Below are 19,684 nucleotides of genomic sequence, written 5' to 3'. Positions count from 1 at the left end.
CTACGGGACCAGCTTCAGAGCACCAGGCACGAGGAGCGACGGCCATGGGCAAGCTCTCGATCGACCAGTTGCGCGAACGGGTCCGCGGGGCGGTCGTCACGCCCGAAGACGCGGCCTACGAGGAGGCCCGCAAGGTCAACAACGCCATGATCGACCGGAGGCCGGCCGCCGTCGTGCGCTGCGCCAACGCGGGCGACGTCATGGCCACCGTCGAGTTCGCCCGTGAGAACGGGCTCGATCTGGCGGTGCGCGGCGGCGGGCACAGCGTGCCCGGCTTCGGCACCTGCGACGACGGCGTCGTCGCCGACCTGTCGGGGATGCGCGGGGTCCGCGTGGACGCGGCGCGCCGGACGGCGCGCGCCGAGGGCGGCGCGACCTGGGGAGACTTCAACGCGGCGACGCACGCCTTCGGGCTGGCCACCACCGGCGGGATCATCTCGACCACCGGGATCGGCGGGCTCACCCTGGGCGGCGGCATCGGCTACCTGTGCCGCGGAATGGGTCTGAGCTGCGACAACCTGATCTCGGCCGATGTGGTGACCGCGGACGGCCGGCTCCTCGTGGCGAGCGAGGAGGAGAACGCGGACCTCTTCTGGGCGCTGCGCGGCGGCAGCGGCAACTTCGGCGCGGTGACCTCCTTCGAGTACCGGCTCGGCCCGGTCAAGGACATCTACGGCGGGCCGATGCTGTTCGAGCTGGAGGACGCCGCCACCGTGCTGCGCTCCTTCGCGGACCACATCGCCGACGCCCCGGAGGAGCTGGGCGGGTTCCCGGCCTTCCAGATCGCGCCGCCGCTGCCCTTCATCCCGGAGGACCGGCACGGTCAGCCGTTCGCGCTGATCGTGGCCTGTTGGGCCGGGCCGCTCGAGGAGGGGCCGCGGGCCCTGGAGGCCTTCCACGACTTCGCGCCGGTGGTCGCCGAGCACGTGGGTCCCATGCCGTACCCCGCGCTCAACAGCGCCTTCGACGCCCTGGTGCCGCCGGGCCTCCAGCACTACTGGAAGGCCAACTTCGTCACCGAGCTCACCGACGAGGCGATCGCGGCGCACCTGGAGCACGCCCCGCGGCTGCCCGCGGTGAACTCGACGGTCCACATCTACCCGGTGAACGGCGCCTGCCACCGCGTCGCCCCGGACGCGACGGCCTACGCCTACCGCGACGCCTCGTTCGCCACGGTCATCGCCGGCATGTGGCCGGACCCCGCCGACAACGAGGCCAACACCGCCTGGGTCCGGGACTACTACGAGGCGACGGCCCCGCACTCCGAGGAGGGCGGCTACATCAACTTCATGGCCGATGACGACCAGGGGCGCATCCGGGCCAACTACAGGGGGAACTACGACCGGCTGGCCGAGGTCAAGCGGACGTACGACCCGGGGAACCTGTTCCACCTCAACCAGAACATCAAGCCGTAGCGGGGGCCGCTGCCGTCCGGAGTCATGCGGATGCGGAATGTCATGGGATCTGCATATTTTGGCAGGTGTACCGGAAGATCCCGTACATCCGGTTTGTCTGACTGAGGAAGGCCCCCATGAAGCGTTTCCCCGTGATCGGTCTGCTCTGCGTCAGCATGGCTTTCGGTCTCTCGGCCTGCTCCGACGACAGTTCGCCCGAGGAGGAGGCCACCCAGGCGGCGAAGGACCTCTGCACCGACCTGACCGCGCTGAAGGCCGACAACGCCAAGCTGAAGGCCCTGAACCCCGCCACCGCGACCAAGGACCAGGTCAAGGAGGCCTACGACGCCGTCCAGGACGACTGGGACGGGGTCAAGGAGAACCTGAGCAAGCTGAAGGACGCGGAGCGGGAGGCGGTGAAGTCGGCCGCCGAGAACCTCAAGAAGGGCTACGAGGACCTGCCGGGCGACACCACCGGCAAGGACGCCCTCACCCAGCTCCAGCCGCAGATCCAGAAGCTGGACGAGACCACGACGGAGGCCTCCACCGGCCTCCGGTGCTGACGGGCTGAGCACGCGGGACCCCGGCCGGCTCCCCGGCCGGGGTCCCGCCGCGTGCGTTCAGGCGTCCGTTCAGGCGTCCGTTCAGGCGTCCCGTTCAGGCTTCGTCGTCCCGGGCGGCGGCGCCCTCCCCGCGCCGGCGGATCCCGATCTCGACCGCGCCGAAGAGCACCTTCGCGATCACGCCCACCAGGAGCAGGTCGGCGGCCATCTGCAGGGTGGTCAGCACCCGGCCGGTCTCCGAGACGGGGACGATGTCGCCGAAGCCCACGGTCGCGAACACGGTGACGGTGAAGTACAGGGCGTCCGTCCGGTTCAGCGACTCCGAGAACGTCCCCCGCACCTCCTTGGCGAGCAGGAAGTACGCCACGGAGAAGATCACCAGGAACAGCGGTACGGCGGTGGCCAGCGCCTCCATCGCGCGCAGCCGGGGGAACGGCGCGCGGGCGACGGCGTTCACCTGCCTGACCACCAGCCAGCCGAAGAGCCCCAGGCCCAGCACGAGCGACACGAGGGTGCGCAGGACGATCTCGCCGTCCAGGGGCGCCAGGTAGTACAGCGCCGTAATCAGGACGACGGAGGCCGCCGAGCGGAGCAGGCAGCCCCACAGGGCGCGCCGGCGCACCCAGGGTGTTGCGGTGGTGGTGCCGTCCATGGACCACTCCTCGCGCAGGCGGGCGGAGCCCCCCGGTCATTGCAGCACCCGCCGCTGTGCCGCGCATCTCCGCACGCGGATGACCGGGTGGCCGGGTCAAGGCAGCGCCGCGGGCGTCCAGATGAGCGGATACGCGGCGCTGCCGGTGCGTTCGGCCCATTCGAGCCGCTCCCGTACGACGGCCCGCCGGCTCTCGGGGCTCTCCTCCGCCAGCCGGCCGAGGAAATCTCGTACGCGGAGCAGGGCCATCGGGGATCCCGCGGCGGCGAAGAGGAGGTCGTCGAAGGCCGTCCGGACGTACTGCTCCCAGTCGGGGACGGGGACCGTCACCCGCACCCGCCCCGCCCCGTCGGTGAACCGGCCGAAGTCCAGCTCCCGGTCGGCGAGCCGGGTGAGCAGGTCCCCCAGCCGGTCCACGGTCTCCACCGCCGTCGCGGGATCGTTGACGGCGGGGGAGAGCGCGCGCAGCGCGATGTCGGCCAGGAGCCTGAACGGAAATTCGGGATCCTGGTCGAAGGTGCGTTCCACGCCGGTGAACACGGCCCCGCGCAGGGCCTCCTCGGTCAGTTCGGCGCCCGTCACCTCGGCGAGGACCATGCCCCGTGAGACCGTCCGGCCGGGGGTCACCCGGAAGTCGATCGCGCAGTCGTGCCGCTGGGCCAGCGCCACCAGGGCGTGTACGTCGATCTGCTGGACCACGGTCGCCGGCCCGGACCAGCGCACGGTGGAGGTGGCGCCGCTCCCCGGGGGCGGCGGCGCCGGGGCCGTACGGCCGGGAACGTACGGCCGCAGGTGCAGCGTGTCGTACGACCGGTGGGCGCGGGTGGCGATCGCGGTGAGCGAATGGGCGAGCTGGATCGAGTCGAACGCCTTCGTCTGTAGCGTCCTCATCTGGGCGAGGGCGATCAGCGTGAGGATCATGGCGGTGCAGGGGAGGAGGGCCGCGACCTGCTTGCGGGTGCCGATGCCGAGGCCCGCGGCGACGCAGAAGACGAAGACCCCGACGGCGAAGGCGAAGGCGCGCCAGACGATCGGTTCGTCGCGGAAGAACGCGAGGCGCGGGGTGAACGTGCTCGCGGAGAACTGCACGACCAGGAACAGCATCGAGTAGATGATGCTCACCAGGCTGATGACGCCGAACCCGACCGAGAACAGCATGGTCGTCACGCGTCCGGCTTCCACCTGCGGTCCCACGTCGGCCAGGGGGGCCAGCAGCCCGAGCCCCAGCCCGCCGAGCGCGCAGATCAGCTGGGTCACGTCCCGGCGCTTCGCGCGCGTCGGCCGTTGGAACATGCGGCCAAGCCCCCTCACGGTCACGGTCACGGGTCGGGTCACGGGTTGCGGGTCATGGGAGGGATGCAATCACGGGAGTGACGGGACCGGGCGGTGAAATGCAGGATATGTGCTGTTTCTCTGTTTCTCGTGGAAGGGTGGTCACCGACGTCGGCAACCGTCCCCTTGAGGAGTGCACCGTGTCCGGTCCGCAGCCCACCGCGCGCCGGCTGCGGCTGCCCCCGTGGATGCGCAAGCACACGCCGCTGCTGACCCGGCTCCTCGAACAGCTCGCCAGTGTCAAGGTCCTGGACTGCGCGTTCAGGCTGGCCGCGCAGGCCTTCCTCGGCGCCTTGCCGGCCCTCTTCGTCATCGGCGCCCTCGCACCCGACTGGCTCCAGAAGGAGCTGATCACCTCCATCCGGGCCACGCTCGGGCTCCAGGACGCCGCCCTGGACCAGGTGCGCCAGGTGTACTCGGCCACCGATTCCACCGCGATCGCGAGCACCGGCGCGGTGGGCGTCGTGGTGACGTTGATCTCGGCCACCGCCTGCAGCCGCGCCCTGCAGCTGACCTGCGAGCGCTCCTGGCACCTGCCCAAGGCCAAGGCCAGGCTCGCGGCCTGGCGGTGGCTGGCCTGGCTCCTCGTCTGGCTGAGCGCACTGCTCTTCCAGGGGCCGGTCCAGAGCGCCTTCGGCGCCGGGCCCGTCGCCGGCTTCGTGCTCGCCGTGGTCAGCGGCACGCTGCTCTGGTGGTGGACCCAGCACCTGCTGCTCGGCGGCCGGATCCCGTGGCTGCCGCTGCTGCCCGGCGCGGTGCTGGCCGGGACGGGGGTGCAACTGCTGTCGATGGCGTCGAAGCTCTACATGCCGCACGCCGTGGAGCGCAGCATGCGCCAGTTCGGCAGCCTGGGCTCGGTCTTCGCCCTGATGTCCTGGCTGATCGTGCTGTTCGTCGTCCTCACGCTCGCCATCGCCGTCGGGTACGTGGTGGCCCGCGAGCCCCTGCCGGCCCGCTGGCTCGGTACCCCGCGGGGAGACGGCGTCACGGAGCAGTTCACGCCCTCCGGCTGATCGGGCCGGCCGGGCCCGCGATGGCGAACAGGGCGCCGTCGGGGTCGCGCAGGGTGACCTCGTGCGAGAGGAGACCTGAGTCGGTGGCGGGGCTGCCCGCGGGGGGCGCGGGGACGGTGCCGCCGCCCAGGGCGGTGGCCGCCTTCACCGCGGTCTCCACGTCGGGCACGCGGAAATGGACGTGCCAGCGCGGCCGCAGCGCCGGATCGGGGGCCGCCGCGAGGCTCCCGCCGTGCAGGCGGGCCACCGTCCGGCCCGCGTGGCGCAGCTGGATGCGGTTGTTCTCCTCGACGTAGGCGACCTCGCAGCAGCCGGTTTGCCCGCAGGCCCACTCCAGGACCTCGCCGTAGAAGATGGCGGCGTCGAAGGCGTCCCGGGTGCGCAGTTCCAGCCAGGCGGGGGCGGCTTCCCCGCCCATGCCCCAGTCCGGGATGGCGTCCCCCTGCCAGATCCCGAACACCGCCCCGTCGCGGTCGGACGCGAGCGCCGCCCGGCCGGTGCCGAAGGCCAGGGGGCCGACGGCGACGGTTCCGCTGCGTTCGCGGATGCGCGCCGCCGTGACGTCGGCGTCGTCCACGGCGAAGTACGGGGTCCAGGCGACGGGGCCGGCGACCGCCGGGGGCAGGGCGCCGATCCCGGCCACCGGTACGCCGTCGCTGAAGCCGACGGTGAAGCCCTCCCCGAGCCGGGCCGCGCCGAACTGCCAGCCGAGGACCGCGCCGTAGAACGCCTGCGAGGCGCCGGGGTCGCGGGCCATCAGGCTGACCCAGCAGGGTGCGCCGAACGTCTCGTGACTCGATGTCGACACGCCTGTCCACCCCATCCGCTGGTGCGCCCCCGGGAGCCCGTCCGTCGGCCCCATCCTCGTACCGCCGCCCGGCGGCCCCGGGGCGACACGGCGTACGGGCACCCGGGCGGCGCAGCGCGGCCACCCTCGGCCGGGGCCCGGCCTGCTCGTGGGCCGGCGCGGCCCGGAGTCGGCCCTCGCGCTGCTCCATCACCACCTGGATCGGCTCTTCACGCCGGCCGAGCGCCCGTCGTCCCCGTGAACCGGGGCCCGGGTCCGACCCGTTGGGGCCCGGGGCGAGCGGAGCCGCTTCGCTGGAGTGATCTGGCTCACATGCTGTCACAGCGGGCGGGCGGCCCTTGTCCACATGGCGTAACCCCAACGAGCGGAGGACACCATGGCTGAGAACTTCGACGTCGTCGTGATCGGCGGCGGGTACGCGGGTGTGATGGCGGCCAACCGGCTGACGCGGCGCGGCGACGTGCGCGTGACGCTGGTCAACCCGCGTGCGACCTTCGTCCACCGGGTCCGCCTGCACCAGCTCGTCGGCGGCACCGACAGCGCGGTCGTCGACTACCGCGAGGTCCTGGCCGACGGGGTGCGGCTGGTGGTCGACACCGTCGCGCGGATCGACGCGGCCGGGCGCAGCGTGGCGCTGGCCTCGGGTGGGGCCGTCGGCTACGACTACCTGGTCTACGCCGTGGGCAGCGGCAGCGCCGACCCGGGCGTGCCCGGAGCCGCGGAGTTCGCCTACCCGCTCGGCACGCTGGAGGAGGCGCAGCGGCTGCGGCCGGTGCTCGACCGCGCTCCCCTGGCGGCCGCCGTGACGGTGGTCGGCGGCGGTCCGACCGGCATCGAGACGGCCGCCGAACTGGCCGAGCGGGGACGGGCGGTGACCCTCGTCTGCGGCGGGGTCCTCGGGCCGTACCTGCACGCCCGGGGCCGGCGCTCGGTGGCCGCGCGGCTGGCCGGGCTCGGGGTGACCGTGCTCGACGGCCCGGGCACGAAGGTGACGGCCGTGACGCGCGACGCCGTACGGCTCGCCGACGGCCGGACGCTGTCGAGCGAGGTGACCGTCTGGACCGCCGGCTTCGCGGTGCCGGACCTGGCCGCGCGCAGCGGGCTGAGCACCGACGCCCAGGGGCGGCTGCTCACGGACGAGACGCTGACCAGCGTGGACGACGTACGCGTCATCGCGGCCGGAGACTCGGCCGCGCCGTCGGACCTGCCGCTGCGGATGAGCTGCCAGGCCGCGATGCCGATGGGCGCGCGCGCCGCCGACACGGTCCTCAGCCGGATCGCCGGCGAGCGGCCCGAGACCCTCAACCAGTCCTTCGGCGCCCAGTGCATGAGCCTCGGGCGGGGCACCGGCATCTTCCAGCTCGGCAACCGGTCCGACGTCGCGGTGTGGTTCCACGTCGACGGCCGCCTCGGTGCGAAGGTCAAGGAGGCGATCTGCAAGGGCATCGTCAAGCACCTGGCCGAAGAGGCGCACAAGCCCGGCGGCTACGGCCTGCACCGCGTCTCGGGCGGCCCCGGGCGCCGACAGCGCCTGGCCGCCAAGCGCGCCGAGACCCTGACTCTCACCCCCGAACGGGCCGCATAGCAGGGCGCCTTGCCCGCCCGCCGTCCATGACGCTCGGGTCGGCGGGCTCATGGCGTGAAAATGCTGTCCGAAAGTGGAAAGCATGGCCCTCGAACGATCACCGCACTATCATCCGATTTTGCTTGGGCTTGACCAGAAGCCCAGGTGAAAGCGATGCGGGGGAATCACATGCATCACCATTTGGGTCGGCTCGGAGTAGAGGAAAAGCAAGAGCAGGCGTACAGAGGCCTGTTGCGCTGCACGCGGGCCACGCCCCACACCCTGGCGGTCCACCTCGGCCGTGACGACGCCGAGGCCGTGGAATCCGTGCTGAACACGCTCGTGGCCATGGGCATGGCCACCGCCGACGGGACGGAGGCCTACCGGCCGGTCGCCCCGAGCACGGTCGTGGCCCGGCTCGTCGAGCGGCGGCTCAAGGCCCTCCACGAGGAAATGCGACACGTCTCGGAGACCCGGGACCTGCTCGAATCCCTGCTGCGCGAGCAGGAATTCGAGAACGACGGCTTGTACGCCGGCTCCGGGACCGACGCGCCGCTCATCGAACGGCTCGAAGGTCTGGGCAAAGTCAGGGAGAAACTCGACGAGTTGTCGTTCTTCTGCCGGACCGAACTGCTCTCCACCCAGCCGGGCGGGCCGATGACGAAGGACAACATCGCCGCCGCCCGGCCGCTCACCGAGCAGCTGCTGCGGCGCGGGGTCGCCATGCGCACCATCGTGGAGAGCGGCGCCGTCGCCGATCCGGCCACCGCCGCCTACCTACAGGAACTCACCACCAAGGGGGTGAGGATCCGGGTCGTGGAACGGACCGCCGAACGGCTGCTGATCTTCGACCGGCAGACCGCGCTGGCACCCATCGACCCGAACGACTCGACGCTGGGCGCGGTGGCCGTCCGCGAGCCGGGCCTCGTCGGCGGCATGATCTCGCTCTTCGACCGGATCTGGGCCGAGAGCCGCGAGCTGGACGAGGTCGTGGGCAGCCCCGCCGGGGGCGGGGGCCCCGAGGGCGGACTGTCCGAGCTGGAACGGCAGATCCTGGCCACCATGCAGATGGTCGACAAGGACGAGATCGGCGCACGCGAGGTCGGCGTCTCCGTCCGCACCTACCGCAAGTACGTGGCCGCGCTCATGGGCCGCCTGGACGCGGCCAACCGCTTCCAGGCGGCGCTGCTGGCCCGCGACCGCGGCTGGATCTGACGAGGGCCGGATCCCGTGAGGCCGGGGGCACCCGGGGCCGCGTCAGCGGCCCGGGGTGTCCTCGGGATCGAGCAGCCACTCCCACCCGACCAGCCCCGGGTCCTGCCACAGCCTGCGCAGCTCCTCGGTGACCGCGTCGGCGGGCGTCGCCTCCGGCAGGACGACCGCCAACGAGAAGCCCACGGCGAAGAACTGGACCGTTCCGCGCCATCCCGGCGGCAGCAGGGACGACACCCGCACCGCCGTGGTCTCCGGCGCCCCGGGCCGCTCGTGGGCCGGCCCGGACGCCGCCGCCGGGGACGGCATCACCAGGACGCGCAGGAACGTCAGCTCACCGGTGTCCCGCGGTGCGGGCTCGTGCGGGCCGTCGGTCATGCCGCCCGCCCGCCCGGCAGGTCCCGCGCCGCCTCGTCCGTGCCGACGCCGTCCGTCCGTACCGCGTCCGCGGCCACCGCGTCGGTCTGCACGGCGAGGGCCGTCAGCGGCCGCTCCGCGAACATCCGTACGGCGGCGCGGGAGACGTCGGCGAGCGGTACCTCGCGCAGCGCCCGGGGCAGGCGCATGAGCCAGGTCGCGTCGTGCCCGTAGGCGGCGGTCTGACAGAGCATGTCCGCAAGGGTCTCCTGTGTGTCGAACACGCTCAGCACCTGGCCCGCGCAGAAGACCCGTGTGGCGTCCGCCTCGGCCGCGGTGAACGGCTCTCGCGCCATCCGGCGCACCCGCTCCCGCAGTTCCCGTACCGTCTGCGGCCGGTGCGGTCCCTCGTACCAGGCCCGCAGGTAGGCGCGGTGGCCCGCCGCGGCCGTGTCCCGGCCGGTGATCACGGTCAGGCCGGGGGTGCGGTCGACGGCCAGCCGGGAGCCGAACCAGCCGCCCAGCGCGGCCGTGGCCAGGTAGTCCGCGGCCTCGGTCGCGGTGCTCATCGACGCGGGCGCGCAGAGGGTCACGTGCGCCTCGGCGGCACCCGGCCGGTGCAGGGTCAGCACGGTGTCCTCCCCGTAGGCGGTTCCGGGCCCCGGCGCCGCCCTCCCGGGCGTGGCGGCGTCGGCGGCGCTCCACCCGGCGAGGGTACGGGTCACGAGGGCGGCCATGGCGTCCGGGTCACCGGGACCGGTCACGACGACCACGGCGCCCGCGGGCCCGGGCGGCGCGGCAGCGCCGCCGGCAGCCGGGAGCAGCCGCAGGCGCAGCGCGGCGTCGGCGGTCCGCTGGAGCGCCGTCGCGGGCGGGGCGGGCAAGGCCGGCGCGTGCGCGGACCCGCCCGATCCACTCGATCCGCCCGATCCGGCCGGGCCGGCTGCCAGGACCGTACCGACGACCGTCCGCAGCCAGTCCCCGGCCCGTTCGGCCGGCGCGTGACCGCTCACTTCCAGCCACTGGTCGTCCGTGGTCACCTGGACCGTGCCGAAGTGGCCCGTGGCCCGCCAGGCCGCGCCCGCCCGCAGCTGGGCCTCGTACGCGAGCCGCCGGACCCGGCCCGGGGCACGCCAGCCGCCCGGACCGAGCGGCGCCTTGATCCGCAGCTCGGCCAGCGGGGTCCGCTCGTCCCGGTAGCAGACCACGCGGGTGCCGGCCGGGGTGAGGGTCTCGGCCCACGCGGGCACGACCGGCTCGCCGGTGGCGCGGGCGGACCGGGCCGGCGCGGCCGGGGCCTCGTACGGCGCCGGGCGCGTGCGCTCCGGGCCCGGCGTCAGCACCAGCACGGCGCGCGCGGTCCCGCGCAACGCCCGTGCGGCCGCGGCCACTTCGGCGGCGGCGACCCCGGCGAGCAGGTCCGGCAGCTCGGCGAGGAGTCCGGGGCGGCCGAACAGCAGCTCCAGCCGGCCCAGCGCGCGGGCCCGGGTCTGGAGGTCGTCGTGCCGGCGCACGTGGTCCAGTGCCAGGTCGCGGACGGCGGTGCGGACCGCCTCGCCGTGGCCCGGCGTGCCCGGATCCGCCCAGTGGGCCAGCCCCGCGTCCACCCGTTCCACGAACCGCTCGGGCGCGGTGTCCGGCGGCAGCAGCCCGGTGACCACGAGGGTCTCGGGGGCCAGGGCGTCGAGCGGCCCGAAGAAGCCGCAGCTCGTCTCGACGGGACCGCCGCCGCCCTGCGCGCCGGTGGCGCGCAGCAGCCGGGCCAGCACGGTGTGCGCGAGGTACCCGGCCAGGTCCTCGGCGGGGTCGGGCAGCCGGTAGCCGAGCGCCACGGCGGTCGCGGGCACGCCCGGTTCGGTACCGTACGCCCACCGGTCGGCCTCCGGGGCCTTCTCGCGCAGGTCGGGGCGGGCGGGCACGGGCCGCGCCGGGATGTCCCCGAAGTGCCGCTCGACGAGTGCGCGGGCCTCGGCCGCGTCGAAGCCGCCGGCGAGCGTCAGCACGGCGTTGCCGGGCGCGTAGTGCTCGGCGAAGAAGGCCCGGCAGTCTTCCACGGTCGCCGTGCGCAGCCGCGCGGCGTCCCCGTACCCGTCGTGCGCGTTGGCGTACGAGCGGTAGAGCACGGCGGGCAGCAGCGGCCAGGGGAAGCCGCCGTACGGGCGCTCCACCGTCGTCCCGTGGATCTCCAGGGCGACGCCCTCCAGCTGCTCCGCGAGGGCCTCCTCGGTGAACAGCGGAGCCCGCATCCGGTCGGCTTCGGCGAACAGCGCCCCGTCGAGGGCGGAGGCGGGCACGGCCTGGTAGTAGTCCGTGTAGTCCTGGTGCGTGGTGCCGTTCGCGGAGCCGCCGATCCGGTGGATCCGGTCGTAGAACTCGCCGCCGGTCAGCTGCTCGCTGCCCTGGAACATGAGGTGCTCGAAGAGGTGCGCGAAGCCCTCGCGGCCGGGGGGTTCGGACCGGAAGCCGACCCCGTAGTGCACCGCCACCGCCACCCGGGGGTGGCGGTGGGAGGGGGCGAGCAGCACCCGGAGCCCGTTGGGCAGGGTGAACCGGTGCATCAGTGGTCTCCTGGTGCGGTGGGACCGCCGAAACCGGTGAGGTAGCCGAGGAAGCCGGCGAAGCGTTCGACGGTCTCCGGCTGCCAGCCGACGTAGGCGGTGTAGTCGTGCAGGTGCAGGGCGATGCGCAGGGCCGCCAGCCGCGGCCGCAGCGGGCCGAGGGGGCGCCCGTACCCCTCCTCGACGGCGTCGACGAGGCGCTGCCAGGCCGCGCTGTCGCCGCCGAGCTGCCAGGCGAGCTCGGTGAGTTCGCCGACGGCCCAGCCGATGTCGGAGTACCAGGGGGCGAGGCACAGGTCCTCGCCGGTCAGCAGCTCCACGGGGGCCGGCTGCACGGGGCCTTCGGCGGGGTCGGATTCGGCGGGGTCGGATACGGGGTGCGCGACGAGCGAGCCGAGGCCGGGCGCGCCGTGGGAGACGACGAGGGCCTGGTCGGCGGCGAGTTCGGCGGTCCAGTCGCGCAGCCGGTGCCAGCGTTCGGCGCCGAGCCGCTCGCGCAGTACGGACGCGGCCTGCGCGGCCCAGACCTCCGGCGCGCGGCCGGCGAGCCACGCGTCGAGCCGGTCCCAGCCGCGCGAGGCGGTGGGCGGGGCCGGCGGACCGGCCGGGGCCGGGACCGGGGCGGTGTGCAGTGCGGCGAGGGCGCGGCCGAGGCCGTGCAGGGCCGGGCGCAGCCCGGGGTGCGGGCCGTGCCGCAGCAGGTGGCCCGCCACGGACTCGTCCCCGGACAGGCCCCGGTAGGCGCGCGCGCCGCCGGGCAGCTCCTCCCCGTAGACCAGGCGTACGCCCGGGGTCCGGGGGGTCTCGGGGAGGGCGGCCGGCAGCGGGTGGAAGCCGGCGGGTGCGAGCGGTCCGGGCTCCCGGATCCACAGGCCGCCGTGGACGGTCGTGCGCAGCAGCCCGGTCCCGAAGCGGACCGGACCGACGGCCCCGTTCTCGGCCACGTCTTCGGCGAGGCTTTCGACGGCGCCCTCGACGGCGGTGGCGGTCACAGCGTGCTCGACGGCGGCGGGAGCGGCGCGGACCGGGCCGCGGCGGCCAGTTCCCCGCGACGCTGCTCGACCATGGCGAGCGCGTCCGGCAGCGGCGCCGGCGCCCAGGCGTCCTCGCGGCCCGTGGTCATGGAGAGCCCGGGACGCGGCGCGAGCACGGCCACGTTGGGCCGGGCGGCCAGCGCCGCGTGGTGGGCCCGGTAGGCGGCGCTGTGCAGCCCGCCCGGCGGCAGGGCGGGCAGCAGCACCACCGGCGCGGTGGTGCACTGCGCGGCCAGCAGCGCGGGGCTGTCGGCCAGCCCGAGGGCCAGGCGCGCCACGAAGTGCAGGGTCGCGGGGGCGACGACGACGGCCTCGGCCCACTCGGTCCACAGCACGTGCCGCGCGTGCACCTCGTCCTCGGCCCACCGGTCGGGCAGTACCTCGGCGCCGCTGTGCCCGGCGAGGGTGACCCGGCTGACGAACCGTTCGGCGCTCGCGGTCACCGCGATCCGCAGCTCCAGGGCCGGGTAGGTGCTGCGCAGCCAGCCGAGCCAGTACGGCAGTTCGGCGGCGGCGACGGCCCCGGTCACCACGAGCAGCAGCCGCGAGATCCCCAGCGCGGGCGCCGGTACGGCGGACACGGCACCGGGGGCGGGGACCGCCGCGGGGACTGCCGCCGGGGGCGCCGCAACGGCCGCCGGGGCCGCCGCGAGCGGGGTCGCGACGGCCTGCGTACCGGCGCTCACCGGGTCAGCTCCGGCAGCATCGCCCGCAGGTCGGCCAGCGCGGAGGGCAGCCCCTCGACCTGGCACACACCGGTCAGGTTCAGCGCGATCTCGTCGACGCCCACCGCCGCGTACTCCACGAGCCGGTCCCGCACCTCGCTGATGTCGCCGTGGACGAACGCGCCGCCCTCGATCACGGCCTTCGCGACGGACAGGGGGTCGGGCTGGTCGATGTCGATGCCCGAGCGGCGCAGCATGTCCTGGTAGTGCGGCATCGACAGGTGCCCGGTGTTGCCCGCGAGGACCAGCTTCGCCGGGTCCCGGTCGGGCGCGGTCAGCGCCACCGGCACCATCGCCACCAGGCGCGGCATCGGCCGGCCCGCGGCCTGCGCCCCGGCCTGCAGCTCGGGGACGATGACGTCCCGCAGGTACTTCGGCGGGGTCAGCCAGGTGATGGCCACGTCCGCGACCTCGCCGGCCAGCCGGGCCATCTTCGGCCGCAGCACCCCGGCGCCGAGCTCGACCCGCGGCCCCGGCAGGGACGGCAGCCCGATGCGGCAGTCGAAGTACTCGCCGCGCAGCTCGACCTCGCGGTCGGCCAGCAGGCCGCCCATGATGGTGAAGTACTCGCGGACCGCGCCGAGCTGGCTGCGGTAGGGCGCGCCCAGCACGTTCTTCTGGAGGATCGCCGCGCCCGGTCCGATGCCGGCCACCACCGGGTGGCCAGTGGTCACCGCGAGGGACTTGGCCTGCAGCGCGGCCTCGATCGGGTGCCGGAAGGGCATCAGCGTGACCGCCGTGCCCACCGGGATCCGGAATCCGGAGGCCGCCGCGTACGTGAAGGTCTGGTACGGCTCGGACATCAGGGCCTGGCCCTGCCACAGCCGGTCCGCGGCGCCGGAGGCGACCAGCGCGGCCAGCGGGAGCGCCTGCTCGTGCCGGGTCGGCATGAACGGCATCATGATCGAGTACTTGGTCATGCCGTGACTTCCTTCGTGGACCGGGCCGCCGGGGCGGCGGCACCGCTGAGCAACTGGGCGCTGACCAGTTCGATGTAGGCGGGGCTGGAGTCGAGCAGTTCGTCGTGCGTGCCCTCGGCGATGACCCGGCCGCGGTCCATGACGACGACCTTGGCGGCGTGCCGGACGGTGGACAGGCGGTGGGCGACCACCAGGACGGCGCGGTCCTCGGCGAGGGTGTCGACGATCTGCCGCAACCGCTGCTCGTTGACGCTGTCGAGCTGCGAGGACGGCTCGTCGAGGAGGACCAGGCTGCTGTCGGCCAGTACCGCCCGGGCCAGGGCGACCCGCTGGCGCTGACCGCCGGAGAGGTCGTGGGCGCCGCCGAGGACGGTGTCCAGGCCGTCGGGCAGGGCCCGGACGGGGGCGTCGAGGCCGACCGCGGCCAGCGCCGCGTACAGCTCCTCGTCGGTCACGGCCGCGGCCAGGCCCAGGCTCAGGTTGGCCCGTACGGTGTCCCCGAGCAGGGTGAACGCCTGGTCGACGAAGGCGATCCGGCCGCGCAGCTCGTTCAGCGGCAGGCTCGCGGCCTCCTCGCCGAACAGGTGCACACGGCCCGACTGCGGCTCCATGAACCGTTCGATGAGGGCCAGCGCGGTGGACTTGCCGGCGCCGGAGAGGCCGACGACGGCCGTCAGGCCCTGGGCGGGCACCTCGAAGTCCACGCCGCGCAGGACGGGTTCGTCGCCGTAGCCGAAGGTCACGTCCTCGAAGCGGACGGCCGGGGCCGGGCCGGGGACGTGCCGGCCGGCCGCCGTCGCCGTCGGCTCCGCCGTGCCGGGCGTCAGGTCCTCCACCGGCAGGGCGAAGACGTCGTTGAACCGCTGCCGGGAGGTGAGCCCGGCCTGGATCTGCGCGGCACCGGAGGCCGCCATGATCAGGGGCGCGGTCAGCTGGAGCAGGTAGAGGAGGAAGGCGACGAAGTCGGGGAGGGCGAGGTCGCCGGAGACGAGCCGGGCGCCACCGCCGAGCAGTACGGTCAGCAGGGCGATCTGCTGGCCCAGGTTGATCACGGGGACGACCAGCGACTCCATGCGCGCCGCGTCGACGCCGAGCTTCTCCAGCCGTCGTGCGTGGCCGTCCAGGGTCCGGCCGACCCGCTCCTCCGCCCGGTAGGCCTTGATGATGACGAGGGCGTCGAGCGCGGTGATGAACTGGTGGGTCAGGGTGCCGATGTCGTCCTGCATGTTCTTGTACGTGCGCCGCAGACCGCGGATCACGACGGCGACGATGGCCAGCGCGCACACGAACCCGGCCAGGGTGATCAGCAACAGCACCCAGTCCAGGACGCCCATGATGACGATGGTGCCGAGCAGGGTGATCGCGGCCATCGGGAGCTGGATCGGCCCGATGTTGATGGCGCCCTTGAGCTGCATGGCGTCGGCGGTCAGCCGGGTGGCGAGGTCGCCGCTGCCCACGGCCTTGGCGTCGGACAGCCGCATGGCCAGGCCGCGCCGCATCGTGGTGATGCGCAGCCGGCGGACGAGCTGCTCGCCGAGGCGGGACAGCAGGAACGCGGCGAGCGCGCCCGCCAGGGCGGAGCCCAGGCCCGTGCCGATCATCAGCAGGGCGGCCCCGGTGAGGCCCTGGCCCTGCTGGACCTGCTGGACCAGTTCGGCGACGACCAGCGGCAGTGCGAGGGTGGCGGCGGCGGAGACCGCCGCGAGCAGGGCGATCACGGCCATCTGGAGCCGGTTGCCGCGCCGGAACAGCTCGCGCAGGATGCGCAGTTCGCCGTCCCAGGAGTCGGCGGCGCGTTCGGCGCGGTCGGCGGTGGCCCGGGCGCGGTCGGCGGTGGCCCGGGCCTGCGCCCCGGCCGCCCTGGTCTCGGTGGTGACGGTCATGACATTCCCCCCAGTCGGGCGTTGCGCAGGGCGGCCCGCGCCTTGACGATGCCGCCGTGCTGGAGCAGGCCGCCGATGTAGATCCGGCCGCCGACGCGCAGCAGCGCGGCGATCGAACCGAGCAACAGGACGGCGGCCAGGGCGATCTCCCACCACGGCACGTTCTCGCTCGCCATCCGGACCGGCATCACGGCCGAGGACAGCCCCGGCACCAGGGAGAACACCCGGGTGAGGGTGTCGCTGATCCCGGTGAAGGGCGCCAGCGCGGCCATCAGGCTCAGGGTCTGGAGCATGCTGACCGGGCCGGCCGCGTGCTGGAGGTCCTCGGCCCGGGAGGCCAGGGCCCCCGCGACGGCCCACAGGGCGGCGAAGCCCAGGAAGCCGGGGATGAACCAGAGCACCACGGACACGCTGGTCGCGATCGCGTCGGACGGCGCGTCCACCAGGTCGGCGGCGATGGCGACGGTGACGCCGCCCGCCGCCATGGCACTGATCTGCACGAACGCCACGAGCCCGATGCCGAGCACCTTGCCCGCCAGCAGCTGCCAGGCGTGCACCTTGGCCAGCAGCACCTCCACGATGCGGCTGGACTTCTCCTCCAGGACGCCCTGGGCGATGCCCTGGCCGAACATGAAGGTCAGGAAGAAGAGGGCCATCACGCCGATCGCGGCGGTCATGGTCCGCTCGGTCGTGCGGTCCGCGTCCGGGTCGAGCGCGGACACGGTCAGCGGCTGTACGGCCAGGGCCCGCGCGATGGCCGGGTCGGACAGTCCGCCCTCCCGCAGCCGCTCGGTGGTCTGCGCCGTGCGGTGGGCCTCGTACAGCGGGCCGGCCAGCGGCTCGGGGAGCTTCTCGCGGACCAGGACGCGGCCGTCGCCGACCAGTGCGGCGTCGGCCTTCTCCTTCCGTACGGCGGCCTCCGCGGCCGCGTCGTCGTCGTAGGAGACGACCTCCACGCCGCCCGCGCCACCGTCGCCGGATGCCCCGGCGGTCTGCGCGCGCAGCGCGTCGGTCAGGACCCGGTGCTCGCCGACGACGGCGAGGACCGGACGGTCGGCCGCGCCGCTGAACACCTTCTGCAGCCCGAGGGCGCCGCAGAACACCAGGATCATCATGACCAGGGAAGCCCACAGTTCCTTGCGCTGGAACTGCGTGACGATCTCGCGCCAGGCGACGAGCCCGACGAGGGTGAGCGGCCCGTGCGGGGTGTTCCGGTTCATGCTGCCACCGCCTCGCGGAAGATTTCGGTCAGGGACGACTCGCGCCAGGCGAAGTGGACGATGTCGCCGTGGGCCTGGGCGGCCGAGAGGATCTCCCGTACGGGGACCTGCTCGTCGACCTCCAGCGTGTAGCGGTCGTGCCGCGTCTCGACGACGCGGGCGCCCGCGACGGCCGACGCCCACCCGGCCGGAGCGCCCTCGAGGGCGATCTCCAGGCGACGGGTGGTGCTGCCGCGCAGTTCCTCCACCGTCCCCTCGGCGACCAGGGCGCCGTCGCGGACGATGCCCACCCGGTCGCACAGCCGCTCCACCAGGTCGAGCTGGTGGCTGGAGAAGACGACGGGGACGCCGTCGCGGGTGAACTCCGTGAGCGCCTGGGCCATCGCGTCGGAGGCGACCGGGTCGAGGCCGGAGAACGGCTCGTCCAGGATCAGCACACCGGGGCGGTGGATCAGCGCGGCGATCAGCTGGACCTTCTGCTGGTTGCCCAGCGACAGCTTGTCCAGCACGTCCTTGGGGCCCATCTTGACCCCGAGGCGTTCGATCCACTCGTCGGCGTGGGACTTGGCCTCGCGGGCCCCCATGCCGCTGAGTCGGGCGAAGTAGACCAGCTGGTCGCGGGGGCGCATCTTGCCGTAGAGGCCCCGCTCCTCGGGCATGTAGCCGATGAGGCGGCGGCCGGCGCTGTCGACCGGGCGGCCCTCGAAGCGGACCTCGCCGGTGTCGGCGGCCAGCATGCCGAGCGCGATGCGCATGGCGGTGGTCTTGCCGGCGCCGTTGGCGCCGCAGAAGCCGTACAGCTCACCGGGGCGGACCTGGAAGGACAGTCCGCGCAGGACCTTCTTGTCGCCGAACGCCTTGGTGAGGGCGTCGAACTCAAGCACCGGCCACCTCCGGGACGCGGTCCCCGGCGAGGGCCGGGGCGAACTCGACGACGGACCGGACCGGGGTGACCGGACCCTGCCAGGTCGGGGTGAGACCGGCCCGGTCGGCCAGGTCCTTGACGGCCTCGACGGTGCGGGCGGGGACCGGGACGGTGGCGGCGACGCGCAGCGCGGTGTCGGCGGCGGCCAGGCCCGTGCCCGTCTCGGGCAGGTTGATCTCGGCGAGGAGCACCCGCCCGTCGGGGCCGGCGGCCTCGGCGACGCGGCGCAGGATGGCCACGGACTTCTCGTCGCTCCAGTCGGCGAGGATCCCCGACAGCAGGTAGACGTCGTGGCCCTTGGGCAGTTCCTCGAAGAAGCTGGCGGCGACGGCGGTGCCGCGGTCGGCCAGGCCCGCCTCCTCGATGCGGCGGGCGGCGATCCCCGCGACGTTGGGCAGGTCGATGACGGTGCCCCGCAGGTGCGGGTGCGCGCGCAGCAGCTCGATGAGTAGGGTGCCGTTGTTGCCGCCGACGTCGGCGACGCTGCGGACCGCGGACCAGTCGTACGCGCTGATCACGGCGTCGGCGTCCCAGCCGGCCTCGGTCGGCCCCTCGGCCTCCAGGGCTCTGACGTAGACCGGGTCGGTGTTGATCTCGTCCCAGTAGTCGCGGCCGAACACGGCGGCGTGGGAGGCCTCGCCGGTGCGCACGGTGTGCAGCAGGCCCACCAGTCCGAGGGAGACCCGGCCGAACAGGCCCTCCATGCTGAGGTACTGGGCCAGGCTGGGCTCGTTGCCGCGCAGCAGGGGGCGGGACAGGTCGGTGAGGGCGTGGACGCCGTCGGCGTCGACCGTGAACAGCCCCAGCTCCACCAGGTAGCGCAGGAGTTTCGCGAACACCTCCGGGTGCGCGCCGGCCCGTTCGGCCAGCGTCGCGGCGGTGCCGCCTCCTTCGGCCACCAGGTCGGCGATGCCGAGGGTGGCGGCCACGCGGACGGCGTTGGGCTTGAGGAGGTCGGCCATGTCGAGGAGGGTCTGGGCGTGTGCGCTGTTGTCGGTCATTCGCCTGGGCTTCCCGTTGTGGAGGTGAGGGGGCTGTGGGCACGGGGCCCGGATGTGGGGCGGGCACGATGCCCGGAAAGTCAGGTACGGGCGCGGGGCCCGGGGGCGGGGCGGTGAGGCCCGGGTCGGGGGCGGTGAGGCCCCGGGGGGCGGCGGGTGCCCGCTGTCGGGCACCCGCCGCGGGCGGTTTAGCCCGGCCCGTTGGTGGTGACGTAGCTGAGCGCGAAGCTCGCGACGGCGCCGCAGAACGGGGTGGTGGCCGGGGCGCCGGTCACCGCGTCGACCTCGATCTCGTCGGCGTCGGCGTAGGACTCGTAGCCGGTCACCAGGTCTTCGAGCGTGCTCTGGTCGTTGCTCATGGTGTTCGTCTCCCTTCAAAGGGTTGGTGTGGAGGATGAGTTGGGGCGATGCTCCGGCTTAGCCGGGTCCGTTGGTGGTGACGTAGCTGAGCGCGAAGCTCGCGACGGCGCCGCAGAACGGGGTGGTGGCCGGGGCGCCGGTCACCGCGTCGACCTCGATCTCA

18 protein-coding genes are annotated in these 19,684 nt (G+C 74.0%); 5 read left to right on the top strand and 13 right to left on the bottom strand.

From position 1 onward, the window contains the following. The first annotated feature begins 44 nt into the window (after positions 1–44). Both ACZ6JT_RS18765 and ACZ6JT_RS18760 read left to right on the top strand, forming a co-directional pair. Positions 45–1,415 carry an FAD-binding oxidoreductase gene (locus ACZ6JT_RS18765; protein WP_469211092.1) on the top strand — a complete coding sequence of 457 codons (1,371 nt, stop codon included), beginning with the start codon at positions 45–47 and terminating at the stop codon, positions 1,413–1,415. Between the two features lie 116 nt (positions 1,416–1,531). Continuing rightward, the gene (locus tag ACZ6JT_RS18760; protein WP_469211090.1) at positions 1,532–1,957 is read left to right on the top strand and encodes a hypothetical protein; all 426 of its coding nucleotides are present in this window, start codon (positions 1,532–1,534) and stop codon (positions 1,955–1,957) included. A 94-nt stretch (positions 1,958–2,051) separates the two neighbouring features. On the opposite strand, the gene ACZ6JT_RS18755 is transcribed toward ACZ6JT_RS18760, so the two are convergent. Both ACZ6JT_RS18755 and ACZ6JT_RS18750 read right to left on the bottom strand, forming a co-directional pair. Continuing rightward, a complete protein-coding gene (locus ACZ6JT_RS18755) occupies positions 2,052–2,609 on the bottom strand; it encodes a potassium channel family protein (RefSeq protein WP_469211088.1) in 558 nt (185 codons plus the stop codon). A 96-nt stretch (positions 2,610–2,705) separates the two neighbouring features. Beyond that, entirely contained in the window at positions 2,706–3,902 is a 1,197-nt protein-coding gene (locus ACZ6JT_RS18750; RefSeq protein WP_469211086.1) for a DUF2254 family protein, read from the bottom strand. 179 nt (positions 3,903–4,081) lie between these two features. Here ACZ6JT_RS18750 and ACZ6JT_RS18745 point away from each other — a divergent pair, with 179 nt between their 5' ends. Continuing rightward, entirely contained in the window at positions 4,082–4,954 is an 873-nt protein-coding gene (locus ACZ6JT_RS18745) for a YhjD/YihY/BrkB family envelope integrity protein (protein WP_469211084.1), read from the top strand. Here ACZ6JT_RS18745 and ACZ6JT_RS18740 read toward each other — a convergent pair. Further along, positions 4,938–5,711, bottom strand: a complete 774-nt coding sequence (locus ACZ6JT_RS18740) for a VOC family protein (protein WP_469211563.1) — start codon at positions 5,709–5,711, stop codon at positions 4,938–4,940. The genes ACZ6JT_RS18745 and ACZ6JT_RS18740 overlap by 17 nt on opposite strands. 427 nt (positions 5,712–6,138) lie before the next feature. On the opposite strand from ACZ6JT_RS18740, the gene ACZ6JT_RS18735 reads away from it, so the two are divergent. Together ACZ6JT_RS18735 and ACZ6JT_RS18730 are read left to right on the top strand one after the other, a co-directional pair. Further along, complete coding sequence (locus tag ACZ6JT_RS18735; RefSeq protein ID WP_469211082.1) at positions 6,139–7,347, top strand: NAD(P)/FAD-dependent oxidoreductase; 1,209 nt, start codon at positions 6,139–6,141, stop codon at positions 7,345–7,347. Positions 7,348–7,578: 231 nt separating this feature from the next. After that, positions 7,579–8,541 carry a TrmB family transcriptional regulator gene (locus ACZ6JT_RS18730; protein ID WP_469211080.1) on the top strand — a complete coding sequence of 321 codons (963 nt, stop codon included), beginning with the start codon at positions 7,579–7,581 and terminating at the stop codon, positions 8,539–8,541. Positions 8,542–8,583: 42 nt separating this feature from the next. On the opposite strand, the gene ACZ6JT_RS18725 is transcribed toward ACZ6JT_RS18730, so the two are convergent. The 10 genes from ACZ6JT_RS18725 to ACZ6JT_RS18680 all read right to left on the bottom strand — a co-directional run bounded on the left by ACZ6JT_RS18725 (position 8,584) and on the right by ACZ6JT_RS18680 (position 19,520). Further along, positions 8,584–8,916, bottom strand: a complete 333-nt coding sequence (locus tag ACZ6JT_RS18725) for a hypothetical protein (RefSeq protein ID WP_469211078.1) — start codon at positions 8,914–8,916, stop codon at positions 8,584–8,586. Next, positions 8,913–11,453 carry an insulinase family protein gene (locus ACZ6JT_RS18720; RefSeq protein WP_469211076.1) on the bottom strand — a complete coding sequence of 847 codons (2,541 nt, stop codon included), beginning with the start codon at positions 11,451–11,453 and terminating at the stop codon, positions 8,913–8,915. The genes ACZ6JT_RS18725 and ACZ6JT_RS18720 overlap by 4 nt, the downstream gene beginning before the upstream one ends. Beyond that, positions 11,453–12,445: a hypothetical protein gene (locus ACZ6JT_RS18715; protein ID WP_469211074.1), complete on the bottom strand. Its 993-nt coding sequence runs from the start codon at positions 12,443–12,445 to the stop codon at positions 11,453–11,455. Before ACZ6JT_RS18715 ends, ACZ6JT_RS18720 begins: the two co-directional genes overlap by 1 nt. Further along, the gene (locus ACZ6JT_RS18710) at positions 12,442–13,173 is read right to left on the bottom strand and encodes a flavoprotein (RefSeq protein WP_469211072.1); all 732 of its coding nucleotides are present in this window, start codon (positions 13,171–13,173) and stop codon (positions 12,442–12,444) included. The genes ACZ6JT_RS18715 and ACZ6JT_RS18710 overlap by 4 nt, the downstream gene beginning before the upstream one ends. Beyond that, a complete protein-coding gene (locus ACZ6JT_RS18705; protein ID WP_376612011.1) occupies positions 13,170–14,132 on the bottom strand; it encodes an LLM class flavin-dependent oxidoreductase in 963 nt (320 codons plus the stop codon). Before ACZ6JT_RS18705 ends, ACZ6JT_RS18710 begins: the two co-directional genes overlap by 4 nt. After that, the gene (locus ACZ6JT_RS18700) at positions 14,129–16,015 is read right to left on the bottom strand and encodes an ABC transporter ATP-binding protein (RefSeq protein WP_469211069.1); all 1,887 of its coding nucleotides are present in this window, start codon (positions 16,013–16,015) and stop codon (positions 14,129–14,131) included. The genes ACZ6JT_RS18705 and ACZ6JT_RS18700 overlap by 4 nt, the downstream gene beginning before the upstream one ends. Next, the gene (locus ACZ6JT_RS18695; protein WP_469211067.1) at positions 16,012–17,235 is read right to left on the bottom strand and encodes an ABC transporter permease; all 1,224 of its coding nucleotides are present in this window, start codon (positions 17,233–17,235) and stop codon (positions 16,012–16,014) included. Before ACZ6JT_RS18695 ends, ACZ6JT_RS18700 begins: the two co-directional genes overlap by 4 nt. After that, positions 17,232–18,119 carry an ABC transporter ATP-binding protein gene (locus tag ACZ6JT_RS18690; RefSeq protein ID WP_469211065.1) on the bottom strand — a complete coding sequence of 296 codons (888 nt, stop codon included), beginning with the start codon at positions 18,117–18,119 and terminating at the stop codon, positions 17,232–17,234. Before ACZ6JT_RS18690 ends, ACZ6JT_RS18695 begins: the two co-directional genes overlap by 4 nt. Then, positions 18,112–19,161, bottom strand: a complete 1,050-nt coding sequence (locus ACZ6JT_RS18685) for a methyltransferase (RefSeq protein ID WP_469211063.1) — start codon at positions 19,159–19,161, stop codon at positions 18,112–18,114. Before ACZ6JT_RS18685 ends, ACZ6JT_RS18690 begins: the two co-directional genes overlap by 8 nt. A gap of 188 nt (positions 19,162–19,349) precedes the next feature. Next, positions 19,350–19,520 carry an LxmA leader domain family RiPP gene (locus tag ACZ6JT_RS18680; RefSeq protein ID WP_351292112.1) on the bottom strand — a complete coding sequence of 57 codons (171 nt, stop codon included), beginning with the start codon at positions 19,518–19,520 and terminating at the stop codon, positions 19,350–19,352. Positions 19,521–19,684 lie beyond the last annotated feature (164 nt).

It is taken from the genome of Streptomyces sp. NPDC046308 (genome assembly GCF_055588065.1).
The sequence above is the reverse complement of the archived record's forward strand: the minus strand, read 5'-3'. Positions and strand labels throughout refer to the sequence as shown.

What these genes read in the sequence shown, in the direction of transcription:
- ACZ6JT_RS18755 (WP_469211088.1), bottom strand. Translation starts at nt 2,609, where the DNA reads ATGGACGGCACCACCACCGCAACACCCTGGGTGCGCCGGCGCGCCCTG.
- ACZ6JT_RS18750 (WP_469211086.1), bottom strand. Translation starts at nt 3,902, where the DNA reads ATGTTCCAACGGCCGACGCGCGCGAAGCGCCGGGACGTGACCCAGCTG.
- ACZ6JT_RS18680 (WP_351292112.1), bottom strand. Translation starts at nt 19,520, where the DNA reads ATGAGCAACGACCAGAGCACGCTCGAAGACCTGGTGACCGGCTACGAG.
- ACZ6JT_RS18765 (WP_469211092.1), top strand. Translation starts at nt 45, where the DNA reads ATGGGCAAGCTCTCGATCGACCAGTTGCGCGAACGGGTCCGCGGGGCG.
- ACZ6JT_RS18695 (WP_469211067.1), bottom strand. Translation starts at nt 17,235, where the DNA reads ATGAACCGGAACACCCCGCACGGGCCGCTCACCCTCGTCGGGCTCGTC.
- ACZ6JT_RS18705 (WP_376612011.1), bottom strand. Translation starts at nt 14,132, where the DNA reads ATGACCAAGTACTCGATCATGATGCCGTTCATGCCGACCCGGCACGAG.
- ACZ6JT_RS18725 (WP_469211078.1), bottom strand. Translation starts at nt 8,916, where the DNA reads ATGACCGACGGCCCGCACGAGCCCGCACCGCGGGACACCGGTGAGCTG.
- ACZ6JT_RS18700 (WP_469211069.1), bottom strand. Translation starts at nt 16,015, where the DNA reads ATGACCGTCACCACCGAGACCAGGGCGGCCGGGGCGCAGGCCCGGGCC.
- ACZ6JT_RS18760 (WP_469211090.1), top strand. Translation starts at nt 1,532, where the DNA reads ATGAAGCGTTTCCCCGTGATCGGTCTGCTCTGCGTCAGCATGGCTTTC.
- ACZ6JT_RS18740 (WP_469211563.1), bottom strand. Translation starts at nt 5,711, where the DNA reads ATGGCCCGCGACCCCGGCGCCTCGCAGGCGTTCTACGGCGCGGTCCTC.
- ACZ6JT_RS18735 (WP_469211082.1), top strand. Translation starts at nt 6,139, where the DNA reads ATGGCTGAGAACTTCGACGTCGTCGTGATCGGCGGCGGGTACGCGGGT.
- ACZ6JT_RS18720 (WP_469211076.1), bottom strand. Translation starts at nt 11,453, where the DNA reads ATGCACCGGTTCACCCTGCCCAACGGGCTCCGGGTGCTGCTCGCCCCC.
- ACZ6JT_RS18685 (WP_469211063.1), bottom strand. Translation starts at nt 19,161, where the DNA reads ATGACCGACAACAGCGCACACGCCCAGACCCTCCTCGACATGGCCGAC.